This window comes from Wohlfahrtiimonas populi, from assembly GCF_002006795.1.
GTDB classification, from domain to species: Bacteria; Pseudomonadota; Gammaproteobacteria; order Cardiobacteriales; family Wohlfahrtiimonadaceae; genus Wohlfahrtiimonas; species Wohlfahrtiimonas populi.
Genome location: NZ_MVDN01000007.1, coordinates 71,797 through 88,431 on the forward strand (window position 1 = coordinate 71,797; position 16,635 = coordinate 88,431).

Annotated in this window: 14 protein-coding genes and 1 pseudogene; all 15 read left to right on the plus strand. The window is 38.1% G+C overall.

Annotation, left to right across the window (positions count from 1 at the left end; genetic code table 11):
* The first annotated feature begins 13 nt into the window (after positions 1 to 13).
* On the plus strand, positions 14 to 856 hold the full coding sequence (locus BZK16_RS09065; protein WP_233145254.1) for an AraC family transcriptional regulator: 843 nt from the start codon (positions 14 to 16) through the stop codon (positions 854 to 856).
* Complete coding sequence (locus BZK16_RS09070) at positions 846 to 2,582, plus strand: ABC transporter ATP-binding protein (RefSeq protein ID WP_077928574.1); 1,737 nt, start codon at positions 846 to 848, stop codon at positions 2,580 to 2,582. Before BZK16_RS09065 ends, BZK16_RS09070 begins: the two co-directional genes overlap by 11 nt.
* A gap of 1 nt (position 2,583) precedes the next feature.
* Positions 2,584 to 4,504, plus strand: a pseudogene (locus BZK16_RS09075) (ABC transporter ATP-binding protein).
* Between the two features lie 76 nt (positions 4,505 to 4,580).
* Positions 4,581 to 5,120, plus strand: coding sequence for a chorismate--pyruvate lyase family protein (locus BZK16_RS09085; RefSeq protein ID WP_077928577.1), 540 nt, complete (start codon positions 4,581 to 4,583; stop codon positions 5,118 to 5,120).
* 73 nt (positions 5,121 to 5,193) lie between these two features.
* Complete coding sequence (locus BZK16_RS09090; RefSeq protein ID WP_077928578.1) at positions 5,194 to 7,032, plus strand: SLC13 family permease; 1,839 nt, start codon at positions 5,194 to 5,196, stop codon at positions 7,030 to 7,032.
* Between the two features lie 7 nt (positions 7,033 to 7,039).
* Complete coding sequence (locus BZK16_RS09095) at positions 7,040 to 8,200, plus strand: iron-containing alcohol dehydrogenase (RefSeq protein ID WP_077928579.1); 1,161 nt, start codon at positions 7,040 to 7,042, stop codon at positions 8,198 to 8,200.
* A 56-nt stretch (positions 8,201 to 8,256) separates the two neighbouring features.
* The gene (locus BZK16_RS09100) at positions 8,257 to 8,784 is read left to right on the plus strand and encodes an acyloxyacyl hydrolase (RefSeq protein ID WP_077928636.1); all 528 of its coding nucleotides are present in this window, start codon (positions 8,257 to 8,259) and stop codon (positions 8,782 to 8,784) included.
* Between the two features lie 30 nt (positions 8,785 to 8,814).
* On the plus strand, positions 8,815 to 9,357 hold the full coding sequence (locus tag BZK16_RS09105) for an isochorismatase family protein (RefSeq protein WP_077928580.1): 543 nt from the start codon (positions 8,815 to 8,817) through the stop codon (positions 9,355 to 9,357).
* Positions 9,358 to 9,547: 190 nt separating this feature from the next.
* Positions 9,548 to 10,459: a Dyp-type peroxidase gene (locus BZK16_RS09110; protein WP_077928581.1), complete on the plus strand. Its 912-nt coding sequence runs from the start codon at positions 9,548 to 9,550 to the stop codon at positions 10,457 to 10,459.
* A 150-nt stretch (positions 10,460 to 10,609) separates the two neighbouring features.
* Positions 10,610 to 10,951 carry a ribosome hibernation-promoting factor, HPF/YfiA family gene (gene hpf, locus BZK16_RS09115; protein ID WP_077928582.1) on the plus strand — a complete coding sequence of 114 codons (342 nt, stop codon included), beginning with the start codon at positions 10,610 to 10,612 and terminating at the stop codon, positions 10,949 to 10,951.
* A 56-nt stretch (positions 10,952 to 11,007) separates the two neighbouring features.
* Positions 11,008 to 11,511, plus strand: coding sequence for a hypothetical protein (locus tag BZK16_RS09120; RefSeq protein WP_077928583.1), 504 nt, complete (start codon positions 11,008 to 11,010; stop codon positions 11,509 to 11,511).
* Entirely contained in the window at positions 11,498 to 12,871 is a 1,374-nt protein-coding gene (gene murD / locus BZK16_RS09125) for a UDP-N-acetylmuramoyl-L-alanine--D-glutamate ligase (protein WP_077928584.1), read from the plus strand. The genes BZK16_RS09120 and murD overlap by 14 nt, the downstream gene beginning before the upstream one ends.
* A gap of 5 nt (positions 12,872 to 12,876) precedes the next feature.
* Positions 12,877 to 14,064, plus strand: a complete 1,188-nt coding sequence (ftsW, locus tag BZK16_RS09130; protein WP_077928585.1) for a putative lipid II flippase FtsW — start codon at positions 12,877 to 12,879, stop codon at positions 14,062 to 14,064.
* Positions 14,039 to 15,115: an undecaprenyldiphospho-muramoylpentapeptide beta-N-acetylglucosaminyltransferase gene (gene murG, locus BZK16_RS09135; protein WP_077928586.1), complete on the plus strand. Its 1,077-nt coding sequence runs from the start codon at positions 14,039 to 14,041 to the stop codon at positions 15,113 to 15,115. The genes ftsW and murG overlap by 26 nt, the downstream gene beginning before the upstream one ends.
* 25 nt (positions 15,116 to 15,140) lie before the next feature.
* Complete coding sequence (gene murC, locus BZK16_RS09140; protein WP_233145256.1) at positions 15,141 to 16,574, plus strand: UDP-N-acetylmuramate--L-alanine ligase; 1,434 nt, start codon at positions 15,141 to 15,143, stop codon at positions 16,572 to 16,574.
* The last annotated feature ends 61 nt before the right edge of the window (positions 16,575 to 16,635 follow it).

Consider the following 16,635-nt stretch of genomic DNA (forward strand, 5'->3'; position numbering starts at 1 on the left):
GGGAGATGTTTTTGTGTTTATAAATCACTATGGGATTGCGGCTGATTATCCTGATAAGGTAGATCGTCCTGTATTTGTGATGGGTCTAGGATTAATTAACGAAAATTGGGAGATTCCATTCCATCGCCATTTTAAATCCCAGTTAATTTTTGCAAACTCTGGTGTTGTCACTTTGGAAATGCCAGATAGCATTTGGAATGTGCCATTTCAAGGCGCTGTTTGGATTCCTTCTAATTTAACTCATCGTGCGAAGATTAGTGGCAATGCAAAAGGCTTTGTTGTGTTTGTAGAGCCTGATGCGATTGACGGGTTACCACAATCGTGTTGCACAATTGCTATCTCCCCTTTGATTCGAGAATTGTTGCAACGAACTGCAACGTTACCCGAGTTATATGATGAGAATAGCTCAGAAGGGCGATTGATGACGGTGCTATTGGATGAAATTAGCACAGCGCCTTCGGCTAGCATGAATTTACCTATGCCAAAAAATCCGCGTTTACGCAAAATGGCAGAAGCAATGCTAGATGATCCTGCTAAAAAACTAACATTGGATGAATGGGCTCATTCTATCAATATGAGTGAGCGCAATTTATCCCGAGTATTTGCCAATGAAACAGGTTTAAGTGTGAACCGTTGGCGCAGGCAAATGCATGTGATCAAGACAATGTCCATGTTGGCAGAAGATATGCCTATTCAATTGATTTCTGATGCATTGGGTTATGAAAATTCTAGTGCCTTCATTACGATGTTCCGTAAAGCCGTTGGTGTCACACCAAAGCGCTTCATTATTGAGCATAACGAATTCAGTCGTAGTAACCCTTTGTATGTTCCAACCGGGAGTTTTTATGAGTATTGATGCATCTACACAAAAAAATAAAAGCCCAATGAGTTTAGTTTTATTGCCAATTAAAGGGCAATTGACTGTAGCTTCTTTATTAGCAGCCATTGGTATTATGCTAACGATGGTGCCTTTAGTTGGCATTGCAAAGATTGCCAATATTGCTTTAACTCATTTTGATAGTGAAGCCGTTTGGCAAATTGTGACTGTGAGCTTGATCTGCCTATTTGCAGGTTTAATCATTAATACATTGGCGGAATATTATGTGCATTGTGCAGATAATCGTTTAACGCATCGCTTACGTAATGATGCGATTAAGCGCTTATCGCAAGTGCCATTAGGTTGGTTTACAGGCAGAGCATCAGGCGATGTTAAGCAAGCAATGCAAGATGATGTGGGGGCTTTGCATGATTTGACTGCGCATTTTTTCACAATGATTGCACGCGCTGTTGCTGTAGTGCTTTTCTCCGCAATTTATCTATTTTGGATGAATTGGCAGTTAGCGATTTTGACATGCATTCCATTCGTCAGTTTCTTTATTTTGTATGGTAGAGCATACAAAGCAGGCGCTGATTTCATGGGGGATTTTATCAAAGGTATGGTGAGAATTGATAATGCAGTTGTAGAATTCATCAGTGGGATTCCTGTAGTGAAAGCATTTGGTGCTGCAGGGCGAGCGCATAGTAGTTATCGTGAAGCCGTGGATGAATTTGCTAAAGCATTCCGCAATATGATCGGTGCGACCACAGGCTCTGTTTCCAGTGCCAATGCTGTGATGAATCCTGTCACAGTATTAGGCTTCATTTTAGCGATCGGCTTATTGTTCATTGCAATGGAGTGGATTGCGCCGACTGAAATTATCCCATTTTTGCTGATTGCACCGGGTATTTGTGCACCAATGTTGATGATCTCTTTCATCACACATGGTTTACGTAATGCAACGAGTTCGGCAGAACGATTACATGGTTTGTTGAACACACCAACTTTAGAGCAACCTGAAATATTGGCAGAAAAGCCTAAAAATACAGTGGTGAAATTTGAACATGTGAATTATGGCTATGATGCTGAGCATTTGGTGGTGAATGATTTTAATCTCACATTGAAAACAGGCACAGTGACGGCGATTGTGGGTGCATCTGGCGCAGGGAAATCCACGATTGCAAGGTTATTGCTGAGATTCTTTGATCCCACAGAAGGAAAAATTACATTGGGTGATGTGGATTTGAAAGATTTTCCTTCACAAGCTTTATATCAAAACATTGGCTTTGTATTGCAGGAAGTTCGCTTAATTCACGCAAGCATCCGTGACAATATTGCGCTCGCAGCACCAAATGCAACACAAGATGAAGTAGAAGCTGCCGCTAAAGCTGCCAATATTCACCAGCGCATTATGGCATTACCGAATGGTTATGATTCTGTGATTGGTGAAGATGCCATTTTGTCAGGCGGTGAACAGCAGAGAATCAGCATTGCACGTGCGATTTTATTAGATCCTCCAATTTTAGTTTTAGATGAAGCAACAGCCGCTGCGGATGCTGATAATGAAGCGATCATTCAAGAAGCTTTATCTCGATTTGCTGTGGGCAGAACATTGCTCATCATCGCCCATCGTTTAGATACGATCATGTATGCAGATCACATTGTTGTGATGGATGAAGGCAAAATCATCGAAGAAGGATCACATTCCGAATTACTCAAGTGCGATGGCAAATATGCACAGTTATGGGCACAAGGAAAATATTAATATGTGGAAGACATTCATACATTTGTTGGGTAGTGATGCAAAATTACTGCATCAATACATCATTAAAACTGTCATTTACGGCATTTTGAGTGGATTAACCATTACAGCATTCATTCCTGTTGTGATGTATACATTGCAAGCTGAAACGAAGGTTGCAGCCATGTGGTTGGCATTGTTATTGATCGGCGTGATTGCTTGTTGGCAATGGCGCAAAGTGACAGAGAAAGCTGGCATTAAAGTGGGCGAAGCTGTATTGAAAAATGCTCGCCATCGCCTTGGTGATCATGTAGCAAGCTTACCAATTGGCTGGTTTAATCCTGAAAATACTGCAAGATTGAATCACATCATTACGAAAGGCATGATGGAAGTTGCTCAATTACCTGCGCATTTAATTACGCCAATTGTGAGTGGTTCAATCGCACCTTTAGTTTTGGTGATTGCGCTGTTTATTTTGCATACATCGTTGGGATTGATTGCTTTGATCAGTTTGCCAATCATTGTAGGCACTTTAATCTTGGCAAGTCGATTGGGTGAAAAAGCTGATCGTGATTTTAATGATCGTTCAGCAGAAACAAGCCAGCGCATTGTGGAGTTTGCACAAGCACAATCAGTCTTGCGCGCATTCAGTAGCCAAGGGAATAGTAGTCGATTTTTAGCAAAATCCATAGAAGATCAGAAAAATGCTTCAGGGAAATTGATCATCATGACAACTTTGTCCATCATCATGGGTAGTTGGGTTGTGCAATCAGTGTTTGCAGTGTTGTTATGTACAGCGGTGGTTTGGTTGAATCAATCCATGATGATTGCCGAGCCTACTGAAATTATCTCGGTGATTGTGGCATTGGTTTTGATCATTCGTTTCATTGATCCAATGCAGGATGTTGCAAACTATGGTGAAGCATTGCGCAGTGCAAAAGGGCATTTAAATGCAGCAGGCGAAATCTTTATGATTAAGCCATTGCCAGCGCCAATGGTGGAAAAAGAGCCGAAAGAGTTTGGCATTACTTTTAATAATGTAACATTTGGCTACGTTGAAAATGATCCTGTGTTGGATAAGATCAACTTGGAAATTAAAGAAGGTTCAATGGTTGCATTGATTGGTGCTTCTGGCTCTGGTAAAACAACACTGGCGCGATTGATCGCACGTTTCTTTGATATTACAGATGGTTTACTCATGATCGGCGATGTGAATGTTCGCAATATGACTGAAAAAACATTAACGAATACCATTAGCCAAATTTTCCAAGAAAGCTATCTATTCCAAGGCTCAATTCGTGACAATATTTTGATGGGCAAACCTAANAACACTGGCGCGATTGATCGCACGTTTCTTTGATATTACAGATGGTTTACTCATGATCGGCGATGTGAATGTTCGCAATATGACTGAAAAAACATTAACGAATACCATTAGCCAAATTTTCCAAGAAAGCTATCTATTCCAAGGCTCAATTCGTGACAATATTTTGATGGGCAAACCTAATGCAACAGAAGAGGAGTTGCAAACAGTATTATCACAAGCGGGGTTAAATGAAGCGATTGCAAGATTGCCAAATGGGTTGGATACATTAGTGGGCGAAGGTGGTGCGCGATTATCTGGTGGGGAAAGACAGCGAATTAGCATTGCTCGAGCATTGATTAAAGATGCGCCAATTTTATTGGTGGATGAAGCAACTGCGGCACTGGATGCAGAAAACCAAGCAATCATTGCTGAAACATTAGCTCGCTTACGTGGTTCTAAAACTTTAGTAGTGATTGCGCATCAATTATCTACTATTCAAATGGCAGATAAAATCGTGGCATTAGAGAATGGCAGAGTGAAAGAGCAGGGTACGCATGATGAATTGATGCAAAATGCACAAGGAATTTACGCGCACTTTATTCAACAAAGAGAGCAAGCTAAAGGTTGGCGAATAGTTTAATTTTATAGCGCGCTATATAATGGTAGGGATGATATATTTCATCCCTATTTTTATGGTTAAAGGATTATAGATTGTGATGAACAATGGTTGGTACGATGCGATTCATTTGACAGAGTTATTAGAAGAGCATGAATATAATATTTCTCAATATCAACCATTGTTAGAGGTTCAATCCTTAACGCAAGGATTGGAAAAGTTGAATCCTAATTTTAGTGTTGAATTACTGAATTTAGCTGAAATCTCTGCACCAAATTATGCCAATATTTTGCCTGAATCAACGCAACATTATTTCAGCCGTCGAGTGATTTTAAAATTGGATGATCAACCTGTGATTTGGGCTGAGAGCTTGTGTGATATTCAAAGTGACTTTTGGCGAGAATATCTTAATTGTGGCACGCAATCCTTAGGTAGAAAATTATTCAGTGGCGATGAGATTGAACGCACACCATTTTTTTATAAAGCATTTTCTGTAGAAGAATTACCATTCGATTTATTGAGTGATTATCTCAATATGAAATTCTTGATTGCACGCCAATCAGTATTTACTTATAAAAATGAAAAACTCTGCTTAACTGAGTGGTATTTACCGAATTTAAGGCAATTTCTAGCAAATTAAAAATAAAGCATGAAAGGCAAAAATAAATAACTATAATGCAGAATAATGTTTATCGAATAAAAGAAAAATAACCATGTCTCAAGAACTCATTATAGTTTTGCTCCTTCTATTAGCAGCAATCATCGCATTTATGATTAATAAACCACGAATGGATGTTGTGGCTGTCTGTGCGCTATTAGCTTTGCCCGTTACTGGCAGTGTGACTTTGGATCAAGCCTTGGCAGGATTCAGTGATAGCAGTGTTTTGATTGTTGCTGTGTTTTTCATCATTGGTGATGGCTTGGTGCGAACGGGTGTTGCCTTTAAAGTGGGCGACTGGCTCGTTCGCCAATCTAAAAATAGTGAAACAAGATTAATCGTCTTATTGATGATCTCCGTAGCGCTATTAGGTTCGGTAATGAGCTCTACAGGCATTGTGGCGATTTTTATCCCAATCGTATTAAGTATTGCGACAAAAATGAAGGCAGATACACGAAGATTGATGATGCCATTAAGTTTCGCAGGCTTAATCAGTGGCATGTTGACGTTGGTATCCACCGCACCAAACTTAGTTGTTTCAGCACAATTACAGCAAGCAGGGCATAAATCTTTTGAATTCTTTTCTTTTACGCCGATCGGTTTAATCATTCTATTTGTGGGCGTATTTTATATGCTATTCGCCCGCAGATTTTTAAGTAAAAATAGTGCTGAAAATGATGGTAAACCAAAAGATGCACGTGTGCATATTGAAGATTTGGTGAATCAATATAATTTGAAAGGTCGCAATCACCGTGCACGCATTGGCGAAGGTTCACCATTAGCAGGCAAACGTTTATCCGAATTGCATCTGCGAGAAAAGCATGGCGCGAATATTATTGCGGTAGAACGTCGTTTAAGCCGTATGAAAAATGTTGTATTGGATGCGGTTTCGGATCGTGTTTTGCAGGAAAACGATATTTTATTATTTGATTTCTTCTATCCAGAGCAAATCAATGAATTTTGCCTAGAGTTTAAGTTGATGTCATTGCCATTATTAAGTAGTTATTTCAATGAACATTCCCGTGAAATTGGGATGGTGGAAGTAACCATTCACCCTGATTCTAAATTGATTGATAAAACTGTTTTAGAAAATGCGTTTAGATCCAATTATAACTTGAACGTGATTGGTATGAAGCGCAAAGGTGAGATTCTAGAGAGTGAATTATTGAAGGAACGATTGAAACAGGGCGATACTTTGTTGGTTATTGGTATGTGGAAAGATATTCGTCAGTTACAAACCATGAAAGATGATTTCGTTGTGTTAACAATCCCTGCGGAGATTGACGAAGTTGCGCCTGCAATGGATAAAGCACCGTATGCAATTGGTGTATTGGTTGTGACTGTTGCATTGATGATTGTTGGCGTTTTCCCAACGGTTTTAGTGGCAATCTTTGGTGCGCTATTAATGGGCGCATTTGGTTGTATCACGATGGATAGTGCTTATAAATCTATTCATTGGCCAAGTATTATTTTGATTGTGGGGATGTTTCCATTTGCATTAGCTTTGCAAAATACAGGTGGTGTGGATTTAGCTGTTAAATTCCTGTTAGAAATTGGTGGTGATGCAAGCCCTAGAATTTTATTGATGATGCTATTTGGTGTGACAGCATTGATTGGTTTATTCATTTCCAATACTGCAACGGCAATTTTATTGGCGCCTATTGCTATTCAAACAGCTGCAACTTTGGGTGTTTCACCTTACCCATTCGCTATGACAGTTGCGTTGGCTGCTTCTGCTGCATTTATTACGCCAGTGTCTTCGCCTGTGAATACATTGGTGGTTGCACCGGGTAACTATACATTTGGAGACTTTGTGAAAGTTGGCTTGCCTTTTGCTATTATTGTGATGTTCATTGCTGTGATTTTTGTACCGATTTTATTTCCAATGGGGTAAATGAATTATGAAAAACTTTATCTACGCAAATCCAACCAAAATCATTTTTGGCAAAGGCATGATTGCCAATATTGCTTCTGAGATTCCTGTAACTAGCAAAGTGTTAATGCTATATGGCGGTGGTAGCATCAAAGCCAATGGCATTTATGATCAAGTGATGAATGCGCTGCAAAATCATGAAGTGCTAGAATTTTCAGGGGTTGAGCCAAATCCACATTATGAAACTTGCCTAAAAGCAGTTGAGATGATCAAGAAACATGACATTGATTTTCTCTTGGCTGTGGGTGGTGGCTCGGTATTGGATGCCACTAAATTCATTGCCGCTGTTGCGCAATTTGTTGGGCAAAATCCGTGGGATATTTTGGTCAAACATGGCAATAATATTGAAACAGCTTTGCCATTTGGTGCTGTGATTACATTGCCTGCAACAGGTTCTGAAATGAATAGCGGTGGTGTGATTACACGTGCTTCTACAGAGGAAAAACTTGCATTTTCGAGCTCAAATACATTTCCACAGTTTTCTGTGCTAGATCCTGAAACTACGTACAGTTTGCCAAGAAAGCAAATTTCTAACGGTATTGTGGATGCATTCGTGCATGTTGTGGAGCAGTATTTAACAACAGGCACAGAGAATAATCCCTTGCAAGATTATATGGCTGAATCTATTTTGAAAGTGTTGGTTCACGAAGCGCCAACGTTAATGCAAGATGATCATGATTATGAATCCCGTGCAAATTTCATGTGGGCAGCAACTTGGGCATTGAATGGTTGGATTGCTTGTGGCGTTGAGGAAGATTGGTCAACGCACATGATTGGTCATGAATTAACGGCATTATATGGCTTGGATCATGCGCAGACTTTGGCAATTATTTTGCCAGGTTTATTGCAAGTGATGAAAACTCAAAAAGCTAAAAAGATTAGCCAGCTCGGTAAAACAATATTCAATATTCATGAAACTAATGAAGATGCTCAATTGGATTCAACGATTCAAGCAATTGAACAGTTTTTTCATTCAGTTGGTGTGAAAACGTATTTATCTGATTATGGCTTAAATGCTGAATCCATTACACCAATTGTGGATCGTTTTAGAGAACGTGATTGGAAGTTAGGTGAGCGAGGAAATATTATGGCAGATCAAGTGAATGAGATTTTAAAGTTACGATTATAAAATTTTAGGATAATTCTTGGTATGATGGATTGCATGTCTCAATGGATCATAACAATATGAAATTACTAGATTTAAGGAAAATAATAACCTGTGTTTTATTGACAACGTTAACATTAAGTACAGCAAAAGCTTGGGAAATAGAAGTGTCAGCAGGCACAACAGATGAAAGCCAAACAGTTTTAAGGTTCGGTTTCAATCAAGAATGGGATGCGCGATTTTTAGATTCATCATTAGGGTATTTTTCTGGCTATTGGAGCTTAGGATTAACTTATTGGGAAAAAGGAATATATGGCAAAGATGTCGGTTCAATCTCTTTTAGCCCAGTATTCACCTATAATTTTTACACCAATAATGGTTTAGAACCATTTATTGAATTAGGCATTGGTGTTGCAGCTTTTTCTAAAACCAAAGTGGGTGATCAGAATTTAGGTAGCGTTTTAAATTTTGAAGATCGTATTGGTTTTGGCGCAAGATTTGGTGATCATACATTGGGTGCGCGGGCGATTCATTATTCGAATGCTGGATTAAAAAGACCCAATGATGGGATAGAAAACTATTCCATTTACTATTCATATAAGTTTTAATAATGGTTTCGACCAAAAGGAGAATGAGGAATGAAATACGCAAACCCAATTTTAGTGTTCGTAGATGTTCAAGAAAAATTGAATAATGTGATTCATGATAAAGATGATCTGATCCCTCGTTTAGAGAAACTATTAAAAGGGCTAGAATTGCTGAATGTTCCTGTGCTTTGGTTGGAGCAATATCCAAAAGGTTTGGGGACAACAGTTGAATCCTTGAAAGAGATTTTAAAAGCTAGTAGCTACTCACCAATCGTGAAAAATACATTTAGCGCTTGGGGAAGCGTGGAGTTCCAAGAACAATTGAAAGAATCAGGTGCGGATCATATTTTATTAGCGGGAATGGAATCTCACATTTGTGTATTCCAAACGGCAAGGGATTTGTTGCTTGAAAACTATGATGTGGATGTGATTGTGGACTGTGTTTCTTCACGCACAAAAGAGAATAAAGATCTTGGGATTGATCGCATGATTGGTTATGGTGCAGGCACAACAGGCTTAGAATCTTTACTGTTTGAATTATTGGAAACCGCAGATCATCCAGCATTTAAAGATATTAGTCGTTTGATTAAATAATATTTATTAAATATTTTGAAAAGGCTGAAGGTTCAGCCTTTTTTATTATCAGAGATATTTTATAAAAATCTTGATTAAAAGCAGTTCTATCACAGTTATTGATTAGATTCGCTGGTAAAATGGAGAAAGATCCCCATTTCTGTATTAGGATTATCAACAAAATTTATATTAAGTTAGGGAGCATTGGATAATGAGTGAATTGAATTATCAAGATGGCACAGTATTAGAAAATAGAGATCATGCGATTTTTATTGAAGCAAATTTTAAAACTGATGATTTAGATGCAATTAAAGATGCGATTGGCGATTTTAGTGCGCGCCTTCGTTCATATAAAACGCGCTTTGGTCACATGGGGTTATCTGCCGTTTTAGCATTTGGTCGTGATGCTTGGACAAAGCTCTCAGGTGACGCAGAAAGTGCAGAAGAGCTACATGATTTACAAACAATGGCAAAAGGTATGGTGCAAGGCACTCAGCGTGATATGTTTGTTCATATTTTATCTTATGAACACAAAATGAATTTCACATTAGCGCAAGATTTCGTGAGCTGTTTTAAAGATTTGATTACGATCGAAGAAGAAGTGCATGGATTTCGTTGGTTAGAAGCACGTGATTTAAGTGGCTTTGTGGATGGCACAGAAAACCCTAAAGGTTTACAGGATCGTGCAGACGTTGCAATCATTCCTGATGGCAAAGATGCTGGCGGAAGCTACGTGATCGCACAGCGTTGGGTGCATGATATTGATAAGTTCAATACATTTGATTTGGCGAAACAAGAAGGCACATTTGGCCGTACTAAACATGATGATATTGAAATGGCAGATGAAGATAAGCCAATTGGTGCACATACAGAGCGTGTTGTGATCGAACAAGATGGTGAAGAATTAGAAATCGTGCGTCAAAGTTTGCCGTATGGCTATGCATCTTCTGAGAAAGGATTATATTTTGTGGGTTATTGTGCAAAATTATCATCCATTGATGCAATGTTGAAAAATATGTGTGGTGAAAATGATGAGCATTTTGATCTCATGTTTGGTTATACAAAAGCGGTAACAGGCAGCTATTTATATGTGCCGTCTATGGATCAATTGGATAATTTATAATATTTGTCATATTTGAATGAATATTAAGCGAAACAGTGAAGTTTCGCTTCTCATTTCACAAAAACTGTATTAATGTAAACCCATAGCAAGTAGTTGTAGAAAAAGAATTTAGAATAGATTGTTTCAACTCGATAGATAAGGAGTAGCTATATGAATATTAATATAACTGGCGATGGTTTAGAGTTAACACCTGCACTACAAGAACACGTGAAAGAACGTTTAAATAAAATTGAACGTCATCGTGATCAAATCACACAAGTGGACGTTGTTTTATCAGTCACAAATAAACGTCAAAAAGCTGAAATTACTATGGTAGTGCCACATTCACCAGATATTAATGCTGAGTCAACCACTGATGATTTATACATATCTATTGATGAAGCTGTGGATAAATTAAGCAAACAATATTTGAAGATGAAAGACAAAGCAATGACGCTACAACGTCAGCGCCAAGAGCATGACAAAGAAGAACTAGAGGAAGTTGCAGAATAATCATTGCACCTTCAAAACCTTAAAAATGGTAATCTATTTTTAAGGTTTTTTTATGCGTGAAAGAAATGAAAAAAATTAATATTAGTTTAGCGTTATTGTGCTTTGTGATTGTGTATATTGCATGGCATATTACTTATCGAAATGAATCAGCAGTCGTTAATACAGTTGATAATTTGGCTGTAGAAAATAGCCAATCAGAAAAATTACCATTCAAATGGATCAGACAGAATTACATAACAAAAAATAATGTTGAAACTTTAGTTGAAGAAAAAGAAGAGTGTTTTAGTTTATATGAATTAAAAACATTATATTCTGCTGACGAAGATGTTAAAAATTTACAACAGTTTTGTGAAAGTACAGTTGAAAACGCTGTAGATGGGTATAAAATTTCAGCATCTTGTAAAAATCAATCAGCAACTTTTTATGTAGATGTTAAATTAACCACCATGCACCATAAATTGCATGAGTGGCAACAAACAATTTTTGATATTAACCATACAATGATCCAACAAGAAAGGGTCACTTTCCAACAACAGGGAACATGCAATGTTACCAATTGATTTATCAGCAAAACATCTCGTGATCGGATTTGGCATCACAGGTTTATCCGTCGTAAAAACATTAGATTATTTGGGTGCTCAGCATATTTGGGCAACGGATTCTCGTGATAATCCACCCAATAGTGATGAAATTAAAACGATTGCGACAGAGATTTTTGAAGGTGGATTCAATCATGATTGGTTAGATCAATGTGATTATTTATGGTTAAGCCCAGGTATTCCTTTAGCAACACCTGAATTGCAAGATTGCTTAAAGCGTTTACCGAAAGATCATGTGGGCGGTGATATTGAATTATTTGCTCGTTTGACTCAGAAAGATACAATTGTTGGAATTACTGGCACGAATGGTAAAAGCACTGTGACAACATTAACTGCGGATATTTTATCAGCAGATAGAGAACATGTATTTGTGGGTGGGAATTTAGGTGAACCTGCTTTGAATTTATGGTTGGAAGTTCAGCATAAAAATATTCAAAACCCCATATACGTTTTGGAACTATCAAGTTTTCAATTGGAAACCACAGATAATCTCAATGTAGATGTTGGCGTAATTTTGAATTTAGCACCTGATCATTTGGATCGCTATAACGGTTTTGATGATTATGCAAATGCAAAATTCAAGCTATTGGATATGGCAAAGCGCTGGGTTGTGAATTATGAAGATCAATACCTGATGAATCATATAGCAAGTCGTAGGGTTCAAAAGCCAACGACAGGCTTTGCATTGAAACAAACAGTAGAATCAGGTTGGCAAATGAGTTGGCAGGACGGATTGCCTGTAGCGATTTCTAATCAGTCAATTTCAATACCATTGAATGAAATCAGTATTGGTGGATTACATAATTATGCCAATGTGATGGCGTGTTGCTGTATTGCAGATGATTTGCAAGTGGGTGAACAATCACTAAGACAAACCATTAAAACTTACCAAGCATTGCCACATCGTTGTGTATTAGTGAAAGCAATCAATGGTGTTCGTTATTATAATGATTCTAAAGCAACGAATTTACCTTCAACAGTTGCAGCAATTGAAGGATTCTTAGAACCAAAATGGTTGATTTTGGGCGGTGTCACAAAAGATCAGGATTTTTCTGAATTAATGACATTACTGGATAGCCCAAGCATGTTGGGGGTTTATTTGATTGGGAAAGATATCTCTGCGATTGCACCACATATTCCTGCAAGTTGTGAATCCCATTATGTGGAAACGTTAGAAAAAGCATTGCAAGCAATTCATGCACGTGCCAAAAATGGAGAAGTAGTTTTATTTTCACCAGCATGTGCAAGTTTTGATCAGTTCAAAAATTTTAATGATCGAGGCGATCATTTTATTCGTTTAGTTGAAGTATTAGAGAATTAGTCTGCATGTTTAAAGAGCCTTTAAATCCACAATCCAAAGTCCATTTAGATGCATGGCTATTATCTGTTGTGTCAGTATTATTAATGGTTGGTGTATTGATGGTAACATCCGCATCATCATTTACAGCAGAAAAATATGGTGTAAGTATTTATCATTACAGTATTCGCCAAATGATTTATATTGCGATTGGTATTGTGGGCGGATTGATTGCTTTCAATATTTCATTGAAAGCTTGGTATGAAATATCTGGCAAATTCTTATATTGGGTTGCAGCGCTGATGTTGATTCTGGTGCTCATTCCTGGTATTGGGCGAGAAATTAATGGCGCAATGCGTTGGATTCCATTAGGAGTTATTAACTTTCAGCCTTCTGAAATGGCGAAACTATTTGCGTTCATCTATATCGCAGGTTTTTTATCACGCCACAATGACAAAATCAAAAATGAGATGCTGTATTTGATCACGCCATTATCTGCATTAGGTTTATTAGGTGTATTTCTATTATTGGAACCTGACTTTGGTTCAACGGCTGTATTAATGGGCGTTGGATTGGCGATGATCTTTATAGCAGGTGTTTCTGCATGGCGATTTTCCATCATGATTATGATGACAATGATGGGAATGATATCATTAGTTTTAGTTGCGCCTTATCGTGTGGCGCGTTTAAAAACATTTTTAGATCCATGGGAATACCAATTTGGTGAAGGTTTCCAGCTAATCAATTCATTGATGGCAATTGGCCGAGGTGAGTTGATGGGCACAGGCATTGGTGAAAGCATTCAAAAATTAGGCTATTTACCAGAAGCGCACACTGACTTTATTTTTGCAGTTTATGCTGAAGAAACTGGGCTTCTGGGTGTTGCATTCTTAATTTTTCTATTGCTTGTATTGATTTCTCGTGCATTTATGATTGGTAAACGTGCAGAATTTTGTAACATGAAGTTTGGCGCTTATTTAAGTTACGGCATTGGGTTATGGATTGTTGGGCAAGCATTCATTAATCTAGCGGTTGCGATGGGGCGATTACCAACCAAAGGTTTAACATTACCGCTGTTAAGTTATGGTGGTTCTAGTATGATTACAGTGCTAATTGCCATTGGTATATTGTTTAGGATTGATATCGATTCTAAACATGAATTACATAAAATGAATGAAAAGGCTAAATTGAATGAATCAGAACCCACAAACAGTTGATGTTGTCATTATGGCAGGAGGCACAGGCGGACACATTTTTCCTGGACTTGCTGTTGCCAATCGTTTGCGTGAGCAAGGTTTATCTGTTGCATGGCTAGGTGCACATGGTTTAGAAACAAAGTTAGTGCCTAAGCATGGTATAGATCTCTATTCTTTATCCATCAAAGGATTACGTGGCAATGGCTTAAAAGGCTGGTTAACGTTACCACAGAAATTATTAAGTGCTGTTTCTGAAGCTAAGGCCATTTTAAAAAAACTACAACCTAAATGCGTGATTGGTTTTGGTGGATTTGCATCAGGGCCAGGTGGTATCGCTGCAAAAATGTTGAACATTCCTTTGATCATTCATGAGCAAAATGCTGTGCCAGGTTTAACCAATCGTTGGTTGGCAAAAGTAAGCACACATGTATTAACAGGTTTTCCATTGCCAGAATGGGCTAATAGCCAATATGTGGGCAATCCTGTACGTGATGAATTATTCAAATTACCATCGCCCAAAGAACGTTTTCATGATCGAACAGATGAATTGAGAATCTTGGTAGTAGGCGGTTCGCAAGGTTCACGCTTTGTGAATACAATTGTGCCTAAAATTGTTTCAGGCACTTCGAGAAAAACTTTGGTGTGGCATCAAACGGGTGAAAAGCTTTTCTCTGAAGCAGAGAAAAGTTGGGTGGATGTGAATATTCAACCTTATCGCTTAGCGCCATTCATTGATAATATGGCAGAAGCTTATGCTTGGGCTGATATTATTATTTGCCGAGCAGGTGCTTTAACATTAGCAGAATTAACAGCCGTTGGTTTAGGCAGTATTTTAATTCCCTTACCAACAGCAGTGGATGATCATCAAACTAAAAATGCAGAATTTTTAGTGAAAAGCCAAGCAGCTTATGGCATTAATGAAAAACAGTTTAATCAAACAGAGATTGTTGAGATATTGAACGACTTAACACTTGAACGACGCTTGGAAATGGCGGAAAATGCCTATAACAATGCAAAACCCAATACAGTAGCAGAGATTGTCAGCACAATTGAAACAACTTTTGGATGCTAAAATTTAAATTAAAAAGGATGTTATCTTGACACAAACAATGCACTACAAACGCGCAGGTAATATGCGTCGAATTAATCGAATTCATTTCATCGGAATTGGTGGCTCAGGCATGTGCGGCATCGCCGAAGTTTGCTTGAACTTAGGTTATGAAGTTACAGGTTCTGACATCAGTTTATCTTCAACCGTAGAACATCTCATTGCTTTAGGTGCGTTGGTTAAAATTGGCCATGATGCATCTTATGTAGATGGTGCAGATGTGATTGTTGTGTCTACAGCTGTTCAGAGTGATAACCCAGAAGTTGTTGCAGCAAAAGCTGCTGGCATTCCAATCATTGCGCGTGCGCAAATGCTTGGTGAATTGATGCGTTTCCATTACGGTATTGCAGTTGCAGGTACTCATGGTAAAACAACAACAACAAGCTTATTGGCAGCTATCTTAGAAGAAGCAGGTTTAGATCCAACATTTGTTGTGGGTGGTCGTGTTAATAAAGCGAATTCCAATAATATATCTAGTTCACAATTAGGCTTAGGTGAATATTTTGTAGCAGAAGCAGATGAATCGGATGCTTCATTTTTGCATTTGCGTCCAATGGCTGCGATTGTGACAAATATCGATAAAGATCATATGTCCACTTATGCAGGTGATTTTGAAACATTGAAGAAAACTTTTGTGGATTTCTTGCATCACTTACCATTTTACGGTTTGGTTGTGTTGTGTATCGATAACCCTGGTATTCGCCAAATTATTCCTTCTTTGCAGCGCCCATTCTTAACCTATGGTGAATCTGAAGATGCAGATTTCCAATTGTTAAAATATCATTCAGATAAATTGAGTACTGAATTCGTAGTGAAAACACCATTTGGTGTGAGTGAATTTACAGTAGCATTACCTGGTAAACATAGTGCATTGAATAGTATTGCAGCTATGGCAATTGCGACAGATTTAGGAGTTTCAGCGCCTGCAATCCGTCGTGGTTTAATGAAGTTTAAAGGTGTTGGTCGTCGTTTCCAATTGCACCCTGATGTTCCATTAGCTGCAGGCGGTACAATTTCTGTGATGGAAGATTATGGTCACCATCCAACTGAAATTCAAAGTGTTATGAATGCATTGACAGAAGCCTATCCAAAGAAACGCATTGTATTAGTATTCCAACCACATCGTTATTCACGCACAGAAGAATTATTTGCTGAATTTGTGGATGTATTGAAAGAATATCCAAATATGATTTTAACGAATATCTATCCAGCAGGTGAAAAACCAATCGATGGCATTAGTACAGCTAAATTGATTGAAGCAATTGAAGAGAAATCAGGCCATAAAATTTGTTTTGCACAAGAGCTATCTGATGTTCGTAATTGTTATCAATTAATGGCACAAGATAATGATTTAGTTGTGATGATGGGTGCAGGTAGTATTGGTAGTGTTGCAGCAAATTTCTATAAAGGAGGACCATTATAATGACAACAATTGATCCTAAATCATTTGGTAAAGTTGCAGTTTTATTGGGTGGTACATCATC

Bases quoted from the DNA above. Each gene is read 5' to 3' on its own strand.
- hpf (WP_077928582.1), top strand. From the start codon at position 10,610: ATGAATATTAATATAACTGGCGATGGTTTAGAGTTAACACCTGCACTA.
- BZK16_RS09100 (WP_077928636.1), top strand. From the start codon at position 8,257: ATGAAATTACTAGATTTAAGGAAAATAATAACCTGTGTTTTATTGACA.
- ftsW (WP_077928585.1), top strand. From the start codon at position 12,877: ATGTTTAAAGAGCCTTTAAATCCACAATCCAAAGTCCATTTAGATGCA.
- BZK16_RS09095 (WP_077928579.1), top strand. From the start codon at position 7,040: ATGAAAAACTTTATCTACGCAAATCCAACCAAAATCATTTTTGGCAAA.
- BZK16_RS09085 (WP_077928577.1), top strand. From the start codon at position 4,581: ATGAACAATGGTTGGTACGATGCGATTCATTTGACAGAGTTATTAGAA.
- murG (WP_077928586.1), top strand. From the start codon at position 14,039: ATGAATCAGAACCCACAAACAGTTGATGTTGTCATTATGGCAGGAGGC.
- murD (WP_077928584.1), top strand. From the start codon at position 11,498: ATGTTACCAATTGATTTATCAGCAAAACATCTCGTGATCGGATTTGGC.
- BZK16_RS09070 (WP_077928574.1), top strand. From the start codon at position 846: ATGAGTATTGATGCATCTACACAAAAAAATAAAAGCCCAATGAGTTTA.
- BZK16_RS09110 (WP_077928581.1), top strand. From the start codon at position 9,548: ATGAGTGAATTGAATTATCAAGATGGCACAGTATTAGAAAATAGAGAT.
- BZK16_RS09105 (WP_077928580.1), top strand. From the start codon at position 8,815: ATGAAATACGCAAACCCAATTTTAGTGTTCGTAGATGTTCAAGAAAAA.
- BZK16_RS09090 (WP_077928578.1), top strand. From the start codon at position 5,194: ATGTCTCAAGAACTCATTATAGTTTTGCTCCTTCTATTAGCAGCAATC.